Annotated in this window: 16 protein-coding genes; 15 read left to right on the top strand and 1 reads right to left on the bottom strand. The window is 37.5% G+C overall.

Annotation, left to right across the window (positions count from 1 at the left end):
- The first annotated feature begins 17 nt into the window (after positions 1-17).
- The 13 genes from A3K93_RS06015 (at position 18) to A3K93_RS05950 (ending at position 13,225) form a co-directional block, all read left to right on the top strand.
- On the top strand, positions 18-899 hold the full coding sequence (locus A3K93_RS06015) for an urease accessory protein UreD (RefSeq protein WP_067729843.1): 882 nt from the start codon (positions 18-20) through the stop codon (positions 897-899).
- A 209-nt stretch (positions 900-1,108) separates the two neighbouring features.
- On the top strand, positions 1,109-1,411 hold the full coding sequence (gene ureA / locus A3K93_RS06005; protein WP_067729839.1) for an urease subunit gamma: 303 nt from the start codon (positions 1,109-1,111) through the stop codon (positions 1,409-1,411).
- Between the two features lie 9 nt (positions 1,412-1,420).
- Positions 1,421-1,729, top strand: a complete 309-nt coding sequence (locus A3K93_RS15050) for an urease subunit beta (RefSeq protein ID WP_067729837.1) — start codon at positions 1,421-1,423, stop codon at positions 1,727-1,729.
- A 15-nt stretch (positions 1,730-1,744) separates the two neighbouring features.
- Positions 1,745-3,445, top strand: a complete 1,701-nt coding sequence (gene ureC, locus A3K93_RS05995; protein ID WP_067729836.1) for an urease subunit alpha — start codon at positions 1,745-1,747, stop codon at positions 3,443-3,445.
- A gap of 74 nt (positions 3,446-3,519) precedes the next feature.
- Complete coding sequence (locus tag A3K93_RS15045) at positions 3,520-4,641, top strand: hypothetical protein (protein ID WP_067729834.1); 1,122 nt, start codon at positions 3,520-3,522, stop codon at positions 4,639-4,641.
- A 100-nt stretch (positions 4,642-4,741) separates the two neighbouring features.
- The gene (locus A3K93_RS05985; protein WP_067729832.1) at positions 4,742-5,629 is read left to right on the top strand and encodes a DMT family transporter; all 888 of its coding nucleotides are present in this window, start codon (positions 4,742-4,744) and stop codon (positions 5,627-5,629) included.
- Positions 5,630-5,912: 283 nt separating this feature from the next.
- Positions 5,913-7,544 carry a long-chain-fatty-acid--CoA ligase gene (locus A3K93_RS05980; protein ID WP_067729830.1) on the top strand — a complete coding sequence of 544 codons (1,632 nt, stop codon included), beginning with the start codon at positions 5,913-5,915 and terminating at the stop codon, positions 7,542-7,544.
- A 232-nt stretch (positions 7,545-7,776) separates the two neighbouring features.
- On the top strand, positions 7,777-8,799 hold the full coding sequence (locus tag A3K93_RS05975) for a flavin reductase family protein (RefSeq protein ID WP_067729828.1): 1,023 nt from the start codon (positions 7,777-7,779) through the stop codon (positions 8,797-8,799).
- A 19-nt stretch (positions 8,800-8,818) separates the two neighbouring features.
- On the top strand, positions 8,819-9,982 hold the full coding sequence (locus A3K93_RS05970) for a fatty acid desaturase family protein (protein WP_067729825.1): 1,164 nt from the start codon (positions 8,819-8,821) through the stop codon (positions 9,980-9,982).
- Positions 9,983-10,119: 137 nt separating this feature from the next.
- The gene (locus A3K93_RS05965; protein WP_067729823.1) at positions 10,120-11,019 is read left to right on the top strand and encodes a cation diffusion facilitator family transporter; all 900 of its coding nucleotides are present in this window, start codon (positions 10,120-10,122) and stop codon (positions 11,017-11,019) included.
- 65 nt (positions 11,020-11,084) lie between these two features.
- Positions 11,085-11,279, top strand: a complete 195-nt coding sequence (locus A3K93_RS05960; protein WP_067729821.1) for a hypothetical protein — start codon at positions 11,085-11,087, stop codon at positions 11,277-11,279.
- 149 nt (positions 11,280-11,428) lie between these two features.
- Positions 11,429-12,916: a sensor domain-containing diguanylate cyclase gene (locus A3K93_RS05955; RefSeq protein ID WP_067729819.1), complete on the top strand. Its 1,488-nt coding sequence runs from the start codon at positions 11,429-11,431 to the stop codon at positions 12,914-12,916.
- Positions 12,917-13,009: 93 nt separating this feature from the next.
- On the top strand, positions 13,010-13,225 hold the full coding sequence (locus A3K93_RS05950) for a hypothetical protein (RefSeq protein ID WP_067729817.1): 216 nt from the start codon (positions 13,010-13,012) through the stop codon (positions 13,223-13,225).
- A gap of 23 nt (positions 13,226-13,248) precedes the next feature.
- Here the strand turns inward: A3K93_RS05950 and A3K93_RS05945 are convergent, their stop codons facing one another.
- Positions 13,249-13,920, bottom strand: coding sequence for a DUF421 domain-containing protein (locus A3K93_RS05945; protein ID WP_067729815.1), 672 nt, complete (start codon positions 13,918-13,920; stop codon positions 13,249-13,251).
- Positions 13,921-14,177: 257 nt separating this feature from the next.
- Between A3K93_RS05945 and A3K93_RS05940 the strand changes: the two genes are divergently transcribed.
- Both A3K93_RS05940 and A3K93_RS05935 read left to right on the top strand, forming a co-directional pair.
- Positions 14,178-15,179 carry an acyl-CoA dehydrogenase family protein gene (locus A3K93_RS05940; RefSeq protein ID WP_067729813.1) on the top strand — a complete coding sequence of 334 codons (1,002 nt, stop codon included), beginning with the start codon at positions 14,178-14,180 and terminating at the stop codon, positions 15,177-15,179.
- A complete protein-coding gene (locus A3K93_RS05935) occupies positions 15,167-15,949 on the top strand; it encodes a PIG-L deacetylase family protein (RefSeq protein WP_067729811.1) in 783 nt (260 codons plus the stop codon). The genes A3K93_RS05940 and A3K93_RS05935 overlap by 13 nt, the downstream gene beginning before the upstream one ends.

Raw genomic sequence — 15,949 nt, 5'->3', positions numbered from 1 at the left:
GCTAAGAGTAGATCACGATGAATATCGCTGTAGAAAAAACGCAACATCGCCAAGAAAAATTGTGGTTTGCGCGTTTACAGCTTGGATTTAAAGCAGACGCTACCACAGGGCGTACGGTGCTTCAGCATCGTAAGCATGAAGGTCCGGTTCGTGTTCAAAAAATGCTTTGGCCAGAAAAAACAGGGGTATGCCACGCGATTATCGTACATCCACCCGCAGGCATTGCGGGCGGAGATCATTTAAGTTTCGATATGCATGTAGGTTCACAAGCACATGCGCTTGTGACCACGCCCGGCGCAGGTAAATGGTACAAGACCAATCAAAAACAAGCCTATCAACACATTGATATTCATGTTGAAGATCAAGGTATTTTTGAATGGCTTCCACAAGAAACCATGTTATTTGATGGCGCACATGCCAACTCAGCCACCACAATTCATCTAGACGAAACAGCCAGTTTTATCGGTTGGGATATGTTGGTGATTGGACGTCAGGCTCGTGAAGAACAGTTTGCTCAAGGTAGTTATCAAAGTCGTTTTTTGCTCTATCGAAACCAAAATCTCTTAGTCACCGATCAATTGCGATTTGGAGGCAATGACCGCTGGCTCAGTTCCTGCTTAGGTATGAATGGTCATGCTGTGATGGGCAGTTTATGGGCAGTTCCACCTGTGACTATTCGCAATCAGCAAGTCCTTAAAGGTCAACTTGAACTAATCCGAGATCTAATTATGCGTATGGATATTCGTGTAACGCTCACTTTGCTTGATGATGTGATTTGTGCACGTTACCTCGGTGACGATGTACGTGAATGTCATGATGCTTTTGCCGCAATACGAGCACGTTTACGCAGATATTGGTTTGGTCTAGATGAAGAATTTCCAAGGATTTGGCGGACTTAATAGGCCTCTTCCTTGCGTACCGGTGCTACTCATCTCCTAAGAGGAGAGGAAAAACTGGATTCTCCATCCCTTTGGGAGGGAGCTAAAGGGAAGGTTTATGATGATGAAAGTTCACCTCTCCCTAACCTTCTCCTAGAAGGAGAGGGAAACAAAGGAAATTTTTGCACACATTTTGCATATAAAGAATTGAAATTAATTAGGAAAGAGATATGGAACTCAATCCCACCGAAAAAGATAAATTATTGATATTTACTGCTGGATTGGTTGCAGAGCGTCGTAAGGCGCGTGGGCTAAAACTCAATTATCCAGAAGCGATTGCTTTTATTTCTGCAGCACTACTTGAAGGTGCACGTGATGGCATGAGTGTCAATGAGCTGATGCATTATGGAACGACTTTATTGAAACGTGAGGATGTGATGGACGGTGTGCCAGAAATGATCCCTGAAGTTCAGGTTGAAGCTACTTTCCCTGATGGTTCCAAACTTGTCACCGTACATCAACCTATTGTGTAGGAGGGAGACATGATTCCTGGAGAAATTTTTACACCAGATACTGACATTGAAATGAATGTTGGTCGTCAAACCCTCAAAATGACTGTTTCCAATACAGGAGATCGTCCGATTCAAGTGGGTTCACATTTTCATTTTGCTGAAGCCAATGATGCATTGTCATTTGATCGCGAGCTGGCAAAAGGTTATCGCTTAAATATTGCCGCAGGTACAGCCGTTCGTTTTGAGCCTGGACAAAGTCGTGATATCGAATTGGTGGCTTTGGTCGGTAAACGTGAAGTTTATGGCTTTGCGGGTCGTGTGATGGGCAAGTTGGATTAAGGGGATCAAAATAAAATGAAAATGTCACGCCGCGCTTATGCGGAAATGTTTGGTCCCACTACAGGTGACCGTGTTCGTTTAGCAGATACAGAGCTGTTTATCCAAGTTGAAAAAGACCTCACAACATATGGTGAAGAGGTTAAATTTGGTGGTGGTAAAGTCATTCGTGATGGAATGGGACAATCACAATTATTAGCAGATGAAGTGGCGGATACTGTAATTACCAATGCTTTGATTGTCGATTGGTGGGGAATTGTTAAAGCCGATATTGGACTTAAAAGCGGACGTATTTGGAAAATAGGTAAAGCAGGTAACCCTGATATTCAACCCAACATCACCATTCCTTTAGGGGCTGCAACCGAGGTAATTGCAGGTGAAGGGCAAATACTAACAGCAGGCGGTGTGGATACGCATATTCACTGGATTTGCCCGCAACAGGTTGAAACAGCACTGATGTCTGGTATCACCACAATGATTGGTGGCGGTACAGGTCCAGCAGCGGGTACTTCTGCAACTACGGTAACACCGGGTCCTTGGCATATTTCAACTATGCTACAAGCCATAGATGATTTACCAATGAATATTGGTTTATTGGGTAAAGGTAATTTGAGCTTACCTGATCCGATACGTGAGCAGATCAAAGCAGGTGTAGTCGGTTTAAAACTGCATGAAGACTGGGGTTCGACACCTGCTGCGATTGATAACTGTCTAAGTGTTGCAGACGAGTTTGACGTGCAAGTTGCAATTCATACTGACACACTGAATGAAAGTGGCTTTCTGGAAGAAACTTTAGCGGCATTTAAAAACCGTACTATTCATACTTACCATACCGAAGGTGCGGGTGGTGGACATGCGCCTGACATTCTAAAAGCCATTGGTCAGTCGAATGTATTGCCATCTTCAACCAATCCAACACGTCCATATACCGTCAATACCATTGATGAACACTTAGATATGTTGATGGTTTGCCATCATTTAGATCCAGCAATTTCTGAAGATGTAGCATTTGCAGAAAGTCGTATTCGTCGTGAAACCATTGCTGCTGAAGATATTTTGCAAGATATGGGTGCGATCGCGATGATGTCATCGGATTCGCAAGCTATGGGGCGTGTTGGCGAAGTAGTGATTCGTACGTGGCAAACGGCGCACAAAATGAAAGTGCAACGTAGACCATTGGAAGGTGATAATGCTGCAAACGATAACAACCGTGTGAAACGTTATATTGCGAAATATACGATTAACCCTGCAATTACTCATGGTTTAAGTCATGAAATTGGTTCGGTTGAAGAGGGAAAACTTGCGGATTTAGTGCTGTGGAAACCTGCATTCTTTGGTGTTAAACCTTCAATGATTATTAAAGGCGGTATGATTGCAGCAGCACCGATGGGTGATATTAATGCTTCGATTCCAACTCCACAGCCGGTGCATTATCGTCCGATGTTTGGAGCCAATGCACGTGGAGTTCATAACACCTGTATTACTTTCTTATCTCAAGCGGCAATTGAAGATGGTGTACATAAAAAACTTGGACTACAGAAATTAATTAGTCCATGCAAGAACACACGTAATATTTCGAAAGCAGATATGAAGCATAATGATTACTGTCCAGTAATGGAGGTTGATCCTGAGATTTATGAAGTACGTGCGGATGGGAAATTGTTGACGTGCGAGCCTGCGGAAGTATTGCCGATGGCGCAAAGGTATTTCTTGTTTTAATGAAATTAGCCCCATGTTTGGGGCTTTTTAAATTATAATAAAACTATATATTTAAACAAAAATAAGAGTAAGACATGAATTTTTCTTTTAAATCTATTTATTTTGAAAATGCATTAACAAGCTTATTTCAAACCGCACAAAAAAACTTAAATTCCGAAAATGAAGAAATTAAAAAATGGGCACACAAAGTTAGATCATTAAAAAGTTTTTTTAATGATGAAAATTTAAACTATTTAGATGAAAATTTATATGAAACAAAAAAGTGGGCACTGTTTGACTTACATCAGCTTAGCAAGAACATAATTGATGATGATTTAAATCATTTAAAATATGGTGCTGTAACATTTTTTGTCTATCTTAAGGAATGGAATTTTAGAAGAGGAATTAAGGAAAATGAAGAATTAAATACAACCATAAGTAGCTTGTATAATTTTATCTATACTGAAAAACAATTTAACTATTTAGAGTTTAAAACACATTATGACTTTGTCGATGAGTTACCTTTTGTGATTTGTGGTGAAATTTATAGTCATTCAAAGTTAAATGAAATAAGAAAATTTTTAAAAGAAAAAGATTTTTCTGAATTTTCGAAATTAGTAGAAACTACCGAAAAAACATCTAAAAGTATTCTACAGTGGGAAGATGATTTTGAGAATAAAAAAGATGCTGTTAAAGAGTTAGAAAAACGTCTAGAAAAAAGCAAACAAACATACGATTTTGTTTTACTTAATAAAGGTTTTAAAGAGCTTTATGAGCAGAAAAAATTAGAATTAAAAGAAAGAAGGGATAGCTACTCTGATCTAGCATCTTGGTTAATTTGTACACCAGTAGCTGTGATTATTATTTCGATTTTACTTGTCATCTTTGGTTTTGAAAGTAAGTTACATTCATTGTGGTTTTTAGCTATACCAATTTCAACTCTGATGCTTTTTTTATTTTACTTTTCTAGAGTTGGATTACAACATATTCGTTCAGTTCAATCTCAAATGATGCAGCTTGAACTTCGCATGGCACTTTGTCAGTTTATACATAACTATGCCGAAGACTCAGAAAAACTACATAAGAAAAATGCAGCAGGTTTTGAGAAATTTGAAAATATTATTTTTTCACCCTTAGTTTCATCAGACGATAAAATTCCAACCACATTTGATGGTATGGAACAGCTTGCGAAATTAGTAAATGAGTTTAGAAAGTAATCCAAACTTTCTGCTATCTACTTTAAACCCTTTTTTAATTAGTCATCTCATCTACAAAGGCATAGAATTATTTCACTTTTAACCTAACAGTAGATGAGACATGACGATCAGTTGGATTTTCTTTACCTTAATGGCTGCATTTATGCAGGCATGGCGTAATGCATTTCAAAAACAACTGAGTTCAACTGTCGACGTATGGGGCGTGACACTTGCACGCTTTTTATTTGGTTTTCCAATTGCATTTCTGTATATCGAATGGCTCTATCACGTAAAACCTGTCAGTGCTGTAGTGCATTTCACACCCATGTATTGGGTTTATATTTTGATTGCAGGTGTGAGTCAAATCTTAGCAACTGTACTGATGGTACAGCTATTTAAACAAAAAAACTTTGCCATTGGGGTTGGACTAGCCAAAAGTGAAGCGATTTTGGCGGCAATCATTGGCGTCATATTCTTATCAGATCATTTATCATTTTTAGCATGGGTAGGCGTATTAATTGGTGGTTACGCCGTATTTTTACTTAGTAAAGGCAATCAACTCGCTGCATTATCTTTAAAAACTTTGGCAATTGGTGTGGGAAGTGGTCTTTGTTTTGCTATCACATCATTATTAGTTCGTGAAGCAAGTCTGGAATTAACCAATTTACCATTTTTACACCGCGCATCATGGGTATTAGTATCCGTTATTGGCTTTCAATGTATCAGTATGTTGTTGTATTTAGGATTGTTTAGCCGTAAAACTTTAGCTGCCATGTGGCAACGTATTGGTCTAACCTTTAAAGTCAGTGTATGCAGTTTTATGGCATCATTGGGTTGGTTTACCGCGATGAGTATGGTCAGCGTACCGATTGTCAAAACACTTGGACAAATCGAAATTTTATTTAGTCTGTTAATCTCAGCGTATTTCTTCAAAGAAAAATTAGCCCGCGCAGAACATTGGGGATTAGCATTGGTCGTACTTGCCGCGATCTTGGTGATTTGGGCATAACCTAAACATGTAAAACAAGAGCCACAATTTTCGTGGCTTTTTTGTTGGCTAAAAAATTCTACTTATTCTAAAACAGTAACAGATGAAAAGATGGATAATGCATCCGTAAAATATGTCACATTCACTTGTCACAAATTGTCACTTACAAAGTAAATAAAGCTTGCTACATTCGAATGGTATTGAGGAATAAATAATAAATGCAGCGGATTTCTGCCCTCATATTTTTCAGTATTTAATTAAAAATCAAATCTTATTTAAAACGATAACAACAAGGGAGTTAGGTATGCTTGGCAATATGATGTTCCAGCCTTTATTGATTAGTAGCATGATTGAACATGCAGGTCGCTATCATTCAGATACGCAAATTATTTCCAAAAATACCGATACCTCAATCACCACCACAACATGGGGTGAGGTACATCAAAATTCAAAACGTTTTGCCAATGTACTTGTTCAATTTAATCTGAATCATGGCGATCGTATTGTGACGATCGCATGGAATAACCAGCGACATTTAGAGTCATGGTATGCCATTTCAGGTAGTGGTTACGTTTGCCATACCATCAATCCACGTCTTTTCCCTGAGCAATTGGTGTTTATTATTAATGATGCAGCAGATCGCGTCATTTTATTTGATAAAACATTTGCCCCTTTGATCAAAGCTGTTAAACCTTTGCTTAAATCTATAGAGCATTATATTTGCTTAGACGCTGCAGATGATGCCATCCGTGAAGCAGTGCCTGAAGTTAAATTCTATGATGATCTGATTTCAGGGCAATCTGATGAGTTTGAATGGCCATCATTAAATGAAAATACAGCAAGCTCATTGTGTTATACCTCAGGAACAACAGGCAATCCAAAAGGTGTGCTTTATAGTCATCGTTCCACGGTTTTACACAGTTACGCGATTATTATGCCGGACTCGCTTAATCTTTCTGCCAAAGAAGTGATGTTACCCGTCGTACCTATGTTCCATGTAAATGCTTGGGGTACGCCGTATGCAGCCGCGATGGTTGGCAGCAGTTTAGTTCTGCCTGGACCAGGTTTAGACGGCGCAAGTTTGGTCAATCTCATTGACACCTATAAAGTCTCTGTTGCTTTAGGTGTACCAACCATTTGGCAAGGCTTGATTGCTGCAGCACAGCAAACAGGCTCAAAGTTACCAAGTTTAAAACGCAATGTTGTGGGTGGCTCGGCATGTCCGCCATCAATGCTGAAAACATTTAAAGAACAATTCGATTGTGAAACGATTCATGCATGGGGCATGACAGAAACCAGTCCTTTAGGTTCAGCCAATCAGCTTAAAGCGAAACATTCGTCATTGCCTACAGAAGAACAATTCAATATTCGACTATCTCAAGGTCGCCCACCGTTTGGTGTCGATTTAAGACTAACTGATGCTGAAAATGGCACACATGAGATTGCACGTGATGGTGAAACCACAGGTAATTTACAAATCAAAGGGCATTGGATTATTGAGCAGTATTTTGGTAAAGAGGAATCTGCACTGACCAGTGATGGCTGGTTTGATACGGGTGATATTGCCAGTTTAGATCAAGATGGTTTCTTAAAAATCAGTGACCGTTCAAAAGATTTAATTAAGTCTGGTGGGGAATGGATTTCCTCTGTTGAACTGGAAAACTTAGCAATGGGGCATCCAGAAATTGCAATGGCGGCTGTAATTGCTGCACAGCATCCAAAATGGGATGAACGTCCCATTCTCATTGCTATTAAAAAACCTGAATCTCAATTGACCGAGGAAGAAATACTGTCGTATTACGCAGATAAAGTCGCGAAATGGCAGATTCCTGATAAAGTAGTATTTGTGGATGCGATCCCATTAAGTGGCACAGGTAAAATGTTGAAAAAAGATTTACGTGAACAATTTGGACATTTACTGCTTGAAAGCGATTAAAAGGTCGTTCCCACTGTAAGTTATTGAAAATATAAAAAGTAAGAAATGATACTGAAAAGTATCATTTCTTTTTTGTGTTTGTAATTGTTAGACAATAAGAATAGAAAAATTAGAAAATGGATTATTTTGACCCCAAATGACATGGTTCATTCATAAAATCAGTCTATGCTCGTAAACATAATAAATAGACAAATGTACATTAATTGCTTTATGCAATTAGGGGGCATCGATTATGACAAGTTTAACGACTTACCAACCTCAATGGATTCGTGAAGATTTCATTGATTTTGTTGCGGAAAAATTTCATCCAACATGGGCTTTAAAAAAAGTAAAAGCTGAAGTCATCAAAATTCAGTCATTAAGCCAAGATTTTTTTAAAATTCAACTTCGCCCAAACCAAAATTTTAAAGCAGATGCTTTTGAAGCAGGTCAAAGTATCGCTGTCACGCTAGTACTAAATGGCGTGCGTCAACAACGTCAATATTCTGTAGTCAATCTTTCTAAAAAAGGTGAAATTACCATTGCTGTAAAACAGCAGGGCAATTTCTCAAAAGCAATGACTTCACTGTCAATCGGTTCTATTGTTGAAATATCTCAGCCGCAAGGTGAGTTTGTTCTCAACCAAGCTGAGCGTCCAATCTTATTTTTAGCATCGGGGAGTGGAATCACTGCTATTTATTCCTTGATTCAAAAAGCTGTCGTAAAGAGTCATCAAGAAATTGATTTGATTTACTTTACTCGAGATGACGCATTCCATGCAGAGCTTAAGGCTTTGGCATTAGCGACACCGCATTTTCGCTATCATCATTTCAACACCATTGAACAAAAGCAGCATCTAACCTTAGCACTTTTGAACAAACTTATTCAGAACCTTGAAAATCACGAAATCTATGCCTGTGGTTCATCTGCAATGATGAAAAGTGTAGAAAAAGTCGTAAAAAAACTGAATTTAGAAGAACAATACCATTCTGAATTTTTCCAGATTGTGGTGGATGAATCCTTAGAAGCGCAGCCAGTAAAATTTTTACGTTCGCAACAGGATTTTGAAGCAAAAACGAATTTATTAGAAAGTGCTGAACAAGCAGGCTTAAAACCTGCGCATGGTTGTCGCATGGGGATTTGCAATACCTGTTCATGTACCAAAGTCAGTGGCTCAGTCCGTAATGTATTGACAGGTGAGGTCGATCATGAGGCAAATACACCAATTAAGTTGTGTATTTCTCAAGCCATCAGTCCCGTTGTCATTAACTTATAAAAAGAATGAGGCAAATACGATGAACATGAATATCCAATTAAATACCACGAGCAAATCAAAATTTTTGACACCTGAGCAAGTACAAGAGTTAGGTGAGAAGATTGATGCGATTCGTCGTGAAGTGATGGATGATTTGGGCGAAAAAGACGCTCAATATATCTATAAGATTCGAAATTTTGTGCGTTATAGCGAAATTAGTTCACGAGCTATGTTGATGTTTGGTGGATGGATTCCGCCTGTATGGTTATTAGGAACTGGTCTTCTAGGGATTTCTAAAATCGTTGAAAATATGGAACTTGGTCATAACGTCATGCATGGTCAATTTGACTGGATGAATGATCCAAGTTTGAATGGCTCTACTTATGACTGGGACACTATTTCAACTGGAGATGACTGGAAATATACCCATAACTATATCCATCATACTTATACCAATATTGTCGGTATGGATCATGACGTCGGTTATGGCCTGATTCGTGTCAGCGATGCACAAAAATGGGAACCTCGTTTCTTATTTAATATTCCACTTAGCATCCAACTTATGGTGTTCTTTGAATGGTATGTCGGTGTACAACGTTTACATCTAGAAGATGTCTTAGTGTATAAGACAAAAACTTGGAAACAAGTGTGGGATGAAGCTGCGCCTTTAAGAAAAAAAATGCGCCGTCAAGTAGTAAAAGACTATGTGTTTTTCCCTCTTATTGCTGGGCCTAACGCAATTCCGGTTTTTGCTGGAAATGCGGTAGCTAACGTGATTCGTAGTCTATGGGCGTCTGCTGTCATCTTTAATGGTCACTTTACCGAAGATGCTGAAAACTTCGAAATTGACAATATAGATAATGAAACACGTGCCGAGTGGTATGTACGTCAAATCCGTGGTTCAAGTAATTTCAGTGGTACAACTTGGTTGCATATTCTAAGTGGGAATTTAAGTCATCAGATTGAGCACCACTTATTCCCAGATATGCCTGCAAATCGTTACGCTGAGGTCGCACCAAAAATTAAAGCACTTTGTGCAGAGTATGGCATTCATTATAACGAAGCGAGCTTTATGAAGCAGTTTTCAACCGTTTGGGTACGTTTAGCAAAATGTTCACTTCCAAATGACTGGAAAGCAGAACTCAAGCAACGTATTCCGAGTGTTCAATCTAAGCTACAAGTCTTTAAAGCTAAGTTTTTCTAAAAGACTTAATCAATTCGTATTTAGGTTTAGGTACTCCTCAATAGGTTTCTATTGAGGATTTTTTTACGTATCAACCACTGAATTTTCTTATTTAAATAAGTTAAAAATGAAACATAAAATTTAAAATTAGGTTTTAGATGTCAGCGAATCATTCTCATGATCATAACCATGCGGTTGTAACCGAATCGAATAGCAAAAAATTGCTCATTGCACTTGGGTTGACGGTCACTTTTTTGATTGTCGAAGTGATTGCCGGATTTATGACACAGAGTCTCGCATTATTATCTGATGCAGCACATATGTTTACCGATGCTGCTGCTTTAGCCATTGCATTAGCTGCCATAAAAATTGGAAAAAAGCCTGCTGACAACAAAAGAACCTTTGGCTACCAACGATTTGAAATTTTAGCGGCACTATTTAATGCATTGATGCTATTTGTTGTGGCCATTTATATTCTTTACGAAGCATATATCCGTTTAAATCAACCACCAGAGATTCAAAGTGTAGGAATGATGGTCGTTGCTGGTATTGGCTTAATCATCAACTTAATTTCAATGTCCATTTTGGCATCGAGTGCAAAAGACAGTTTAAATATCAAGGGTGCATATTTAGAAGTACTCAGTGATGCCTTAGGCTCAATAGGTGTCATTCTTGGTGGAGCAATTATTTATTTTACCGGCTGGATGTGGGTAGATACTATCGTTGCGGTATTAATTGGTTTTTGGGTGTTACCACGTACATGGATATTATTAAAACAAAGCATCAATATCTTACTTGAAGGCGTTCCCGACGAAATTGATATCGAACAATTAAGAAAAGATTTATTATCTTTGGATGGCGTAGTCAGCATTCATCAGCTTAAGGTATGGGCGATTAGTTCGCAAAATATCCATCTAACTGCACATCTAATTGCGCCAAGTGTTGAACAAAAAAAATTATATGAGGCGGCTGTAGAAATACTTGCTCATGAACATCATATTACAGATGTCACTTTACAAATTGAGGAAGATCATTGCCATCTACATGATCATAAATAAAAAAATTTTGGAATAATCTTTGCTTATAAAAATAATAAATTTCTTAAAAATAAAGGGGACTTACAATGAAAATAATCCAACTTTTGGCTGCTTTATGTCTGTGTGTCGCATCTTCAATTAGTATGGCTGGAGATGGTGGTTTGCACTTTTTAGAAAAACATATGCTCCAAGCTAAAACTATGCAAGATCAGAAAGCAGTTAATAAAAAGGGTAGTGAAAATCTTCAAGTACAGAAGATAGAGAAAGACACTACAAAATAATTTAATTCAAAATTATATAGCTTGGCTTAACGGTGTTAATACAATTTAGCTGAGTAGTACTCATTTATATTTGATTATTTATTATACAATAACGATTAAAATTATATCGTCATATTTTATCAACCCTATATAAATCGAGCACTTCTTGAGTGACCCAAGTATTATCACCACAAAAATACACATACCTTTTTTCTAGTCTGATCATTATTTTTATAGTGATCTTTGCTGCTGCATGTATTGGAATACTGACCAGACCTTTATCTTATTCAGCATTCTTTTGGCCAGCAAATGGGATCTTATTGGGTATATTAATTCGTTATCCTAGATTTAGAAATTTTGCGACATTTATAGGTGCCACGCTAGGCTATATTGTTGCTGATATTTTTAGTGGTAATACCTTTGTACTTACATTGTCATTAACTTTGATTAATTTTATTGCAGTTTATGGCGCATATTATTTTTATCGCTATTTTTACCAACGACAGATTCATATCCCAAATCAAAATATAGCCCGTGCATCGTTTCCATTAATGTTTTCAACGATTATTGCGAGTAGCTTTTGTGCTTTAGCAGCAGTATCGATACTTCCTTATGTACCTCATACGTTTATGGGGCATGAACAAAAACTATTGAATTTCTTAAATTGGTGGAGTGGCGAGCTACTGAATTTTGTCATGTTAGTGCCCATACTGATCAGCTTTCCTGGCTTTAAGAAAATATATTCAAAAGTTCTTCAATCATGGAAACAGGTTTGGAAAATTCAAGATTTCTATATCTTTCTGCCATGTATTGCTGTGATTATTTCATGTGTTCTAACACATTATTATTTTGGTCCTGGTGCGTTATTTTATCCTTTAGCGACCATGATGTGGGCAGCAGCGGTTTATAGTTTATTTAATATTTCTTTAATTACCACCTTCGTCTGTTTAACGCTTTATCATAGTTTGTCCGGTATTTACCTACAAAGCGTAGATACTAATTTTGTCTATCCGATGATTTCAATTCGCGTTAGACTGATTATCTTGGGTATTACAACTTTATATATTGCCGTGATGAATCTACATCGCCGCCGTATTTTTAATGAAATTGAGCATCTTGCAGGTCATGACAGTTTAACTGAAACGCTGAATCGTCGTCGATTTATTGAATTAGCAGAACAACTGTTGCTGCGAACTAAAAATTATCCACTGAGCATCATGATGCTAGATATTGATCATTTTAAAAAATTAAATGATCAATATGGGCATACTTATGGCGATCTGGCTTTGCAAAAGTTCGCCCAAACAGTTCAATCAAATTTACGTATGGATGACTTATTTTGCCGTATTGGTGGTGAAGAGTTTTCAATATTACTAACGCAAACGAATCGTGAGGAGGTAGCTAAAATTGCTGAAAGAATTCGCAATTCAGTTGAAGATTTAGAAATCTATACAGACAAAGGTTTAAAGATAAAAATCACAGTGAGTATCGGGATAAAATATTGTGAAAACTTAAATCAGGCTGGATTACAGAGTTTACTCACTGCTGCAGATGAAGCACTGTATGTATCCAAATCTCATGGTCGGAATCAAGTCAATTTCTTTGATGAAAAGATGGCCTCTACTGTGCTCAAATCTATAGAAACAGCAGAATTATAGTTTTATTCATTATTAAACTTATAAATTTTCATACCCATACTTACAAACCTTGTTGTTAACATTGTTTTAAGCAAATTTCTTCTTAACTTACGTATGCGAAGCTATCATTCTAAAAAGCCAAGTTTATATACGTTTGAAAACTGGACTCAAGCGCATGACATTTATTTGATTGAACATAATCATTTAGAACTTGATGTCTTAGCTGAGCATTTACCTTTTGGAAAAGATGAGATTATGGCAAGACGTAAGGCATTGGGTTTGGTTCGTCGTATGCGACAGCTCAAAAAATTAAATCTTTATGACGAATGATGAAATTTAATATTTATGTTGTTTTAGCGAATCTCTAGCTGAGATTGTGTCCAAGAACAACAATTACACCGCGGACAACAATCTTTTAGCTGTTGGATTTTTTCAGTATAACCACAGGTCATACACGAGTAGTAATGATCTGACTCATAATTTTGAGCTTTTTTATAATGGTCAGGGAAAATGGGTAAACCCCATTTTATTTTTTCTTGTTGGTAGGCAACCACACTTAGGGATCCATCTGTTTCAAGTAGTGCAACTTTAACTTGACCTAAATGTTCAATCGAATTTTGTCTTAGCTCTGCAAAAAACTCATCATACGAATATTTTTCATGCTGAATATCTTCAACAATAAGTAAACCATCTTTGACCACATACATCGGCTTACCTTCGAGAATATCCTCGAGTGGCTGATATTTCATCATCAAATAGGTCGTAATGCGGTACAACAATAAGATCATGCTAAACACAATAACAGCATGCAGAATAGGGAGTTCTTCAGTGAACATCGGATCACCGGCTGCAGACCCTAAACTTAAAATAATCGCAACTTCAAAAATAGACAGTTGTCTTACACCACGTTTACCCGAAAAGCGCAGCACTAAAATAATCAAGACATACATGACAAAGCAGCGCAACATAATCTCAAAGACGAACGCTAGACTGGTGTCATTGAAGAAAATTTTAATCAAATCCATATTTATCAGTCTTATTTTTAATTTAGCTCATCATAGCGTGATCATTCGATTAAATTATTTGTAAATACAAACTTAGAACCAAAAACAGATACATTTAAACCATTCAGTAGTAAGGATGATGAGAGATCAGGCTACATCTTTTTTTCAACATTGTATTTAACATAAGTCATTATAAAAATTACAAGTTCTATTGAGCATTTCAAATAAATTGAACTAAGAAACTTATAAGATCAAATACAAAAATGAGGGAGATACTCATGCTCAGTACAGTTTTGGATAATCTTCAACAAAACTGGGTCCATGAAGAAGATCATTTAGAACAACAAATTCAGTCTGCTTTAAAAATTCTTGTCCCATATACCTATGAAATTCCATTGCCTGGGCATGGTCAGACTTTTCTTCGCTGGCAAATATTGAGTCAAATTGCTCAAATCAATTTGAGTTTAGCCAAAATTTTTGAATCACATTTAGATGCTGTTGCCATTATTCAAGAAGTTTCACCAAATTATCACTTTGACCCAAATAAGCTGTGGGCAGTATGGGCGGCAGAAGGTGGGGTAAATCCGCTTAAGATTAGTGCACCTACATTATTAAATGGCTGCAAAAATTGGTGTTCAGCAGCAGCTTATGTTGATCAGGCCTTAATGACTTACCGCGATGAGCAAAAATGCTCTCAATTGATTGTTGTTGACTTAAAACAGGATGGCATAAAGACAACAGAGGAACACTGGCAAGCCGTCGGCATGCAAGCCACTCAAACAGCACAAGTCGAGTTTATCAATGTGCCTATTGAAAAATTAGGTAAAGCCAATGCGTATCTAGATCGTGCCGGATTTTGGCATGGTGCGGCAGGTGTTGCTGCATGTTGGTTTGGTGTAAGTCTTGCAATCGCACAATTTTTAAAAAATTCAGTTCAAAATAAACCTCATGCGTATAAGTCGATGTATCACGGTGAAATTTATACATCGATTTTGGCAACGAAAACTTTATTTAAAGAGGTGGCAAATTTAATCGATACTCAGCCGTGCCATTCACATGAATTAATTATCCGCGCTTTACGAGCACAAGTTGAACAAACAGCTTTAAAAATTTTAGAAAATGTGGGGAAAGCACTCGGCGCAGCGCCGTATTGTAATAATGCACACTTTTCAAGATTAGCAGCTGATTTACCAGTATTTATTAGACAAAGTCATGCTGCATTTGATTTAGAAAAAATAGGAGATTTAGCAGCATTGGAGGATGATTTATGTCTAGATTAGAACATCCTATTGTCGGTGATCGTGTTATTCAGGGGGAAGGTACACCTATATCTGCATGGAAAAATGACATCACACTCAGTCATCTTCCTCAGCTTAATCTTATGCAGTTATTTCCGAGAAAGAGTCGTATTTGTGCTCTTGCACCGCATCCTGATGATGAAATTCTGGGATGCGCTGGATTAATTCAACAATTGGATGCACTAGGGCATGAAATTGTTTTATTTGCAGTGACCAACGGAACAGCCAGTCATCCCAATTCCAAAACCTATACGTCAGAACGTTTAAATGTCATTCGCCCACAAGAAACTAAGCAAGCAATTTCAATACTGAATCTTAAACAAGAGATTAAACGGATAGCGTTAAATATTCAGGATGGTCAGGTTTTTGAACACAAAGATCATTTAAAACATTTATTGGCTAGTCACCTAAAAGCGGACGATATTTTGATTACCACCTTTGAGCATGATGGACATCCTGATCATGAGGGAACTGGACAAGTAGCGCTTGAACTCGCACATGAAAAAGGTTTAGCCATTTATCGCGTACTCATTTGGGCGTGGCATTGGGCTGAACCTAAAGATCCTCGTATCCCATGGGAACACGCTTTTCAACTTCAGCTCACTCAAGAACAATTAAACCTAAAACGACAAGCCAGTTTATGTTTTAAAAGCCAATTAGAGCCTGACTCTTCAACAGGACAACAGCCGATTGTTTCTGAAGCTACTTTAAAACGATTATTACAGCCATGGGAGATCTATATTTGTGAATAA

This window comes from Acinetobacter sp. NCu2D-2, assembly GCF_001647675.1.
GTDB lineage: Bacteria > Pseudomonadota > Gammaproteobacteria > Pseudomonadales > Moraxellaceae > Acinetobacter.
The sequence above is the reverse complement of the archived record's forward strand: the minus strand, read 5'-3'. Positions and strand labels throughout refer to the sequence as shown.

Bases quoted from the DNA above. Each gene is read 5' to 3' on its own strand.
- A3K93_RS06015 (WP_067729843.1), top strand. From the start codon at position 18: ATGAATATCGCTGTAGAAAAAACGCAACATCGCCAAGAAAAATTGTGG.
- ureA (WP_067729839.1), top strand. From the start codon at position 1,109: ATGGAACTCAATCCCACCGAAAAAGATAAATTATTGATATTTACTGCT.
- A3K93_RS15050 (WP_067729837.1), top strand. From the start codon at position 1,421: ATGATTCCTGGAGAAATTTTTACACCAGATACTGACATTGAAATGAAT.
- ureC (WP_067729836.1), top strand. From the start codon at position 1,745: ATGAAAATGTCACGCCGCGCTTATGCGGAAATGTTTGGTCCCACTACA.
- A3K93_RS15045 (WP_067729834.1), top strand. From the start codon at position 3,520: ATGAATTTTTCTTTTAAATCTATTTATTTTGAAAATGCATTAACAAGC.
- A3K93_RS05985 (WP_067729832.1), top strand. From the start codon at position 4,742: ATGACGATCAGTTGGATTTTCTTTACCTTAATGGCTGCATTTATGCAG.
- A3K93_RS05980 (WP_067729830.1), top strand. From the start codon at position 5,913: ATGCTTGGCAATATGATGTTCCAGCCTTTATTGATTAGTAGCATGATT.
- A3K93_RS05975 (WP_067729828.1), top strand. From the start codon at position 7,777: ATGACAAGTTTAACGACTTACCAACCTCAATGGATTCGTGAAGATTTC.
- A3K93_RS05970 (WP_067729825.1), top strand. From the start codon at position 8,819: ATGAACATGAATATCCAATTAAATACCACGAGCAAATCAAAATTTTTG.
- A3K93_RS05965 (WP_067729823.1), top strand. From the start codon at position 10,120: ATGTCAGCGAATCATTCTCATGATCATAACCATGCGGTTGTAACCGAA.
- A3K93_RS05960 (WP_067729821.1), top strand. From the start codon at position 11,085: ATGAAAATAATCCAACTTTTGGCTGCTTTATGTCTGTGTGTCGCATCT.
- A3K93_RS05950 (WP_067729817.1), top strand. From the start codon at position 13,010: ATGCGAAGCTATCATTCTAAAAAGCCAAGTTTATATACGTTTGAAAAC.
- A3K93_RS05945 (WP_067729815.1), bottom strand. From the start codon at position 13,920: ATGGATTTGATTAAAATTTTCTTCAATGACACCAGTCTAGCGTTCGTC.
- A3K93_RS05940 (WP_067729813.1), top strand. From the start codon at position 14,178: ATGCTCAGTACAGTTTTGGATAATCTTCAACAAAACTGGGTCCATGAA.
- A3K93_RS05935 (WP_067729811.1), top strand. From the start codon at position 15,167: ATGTCTAGATTAGAACATCCTATTGTCGGTGATCGTGTTATTCAGGGG.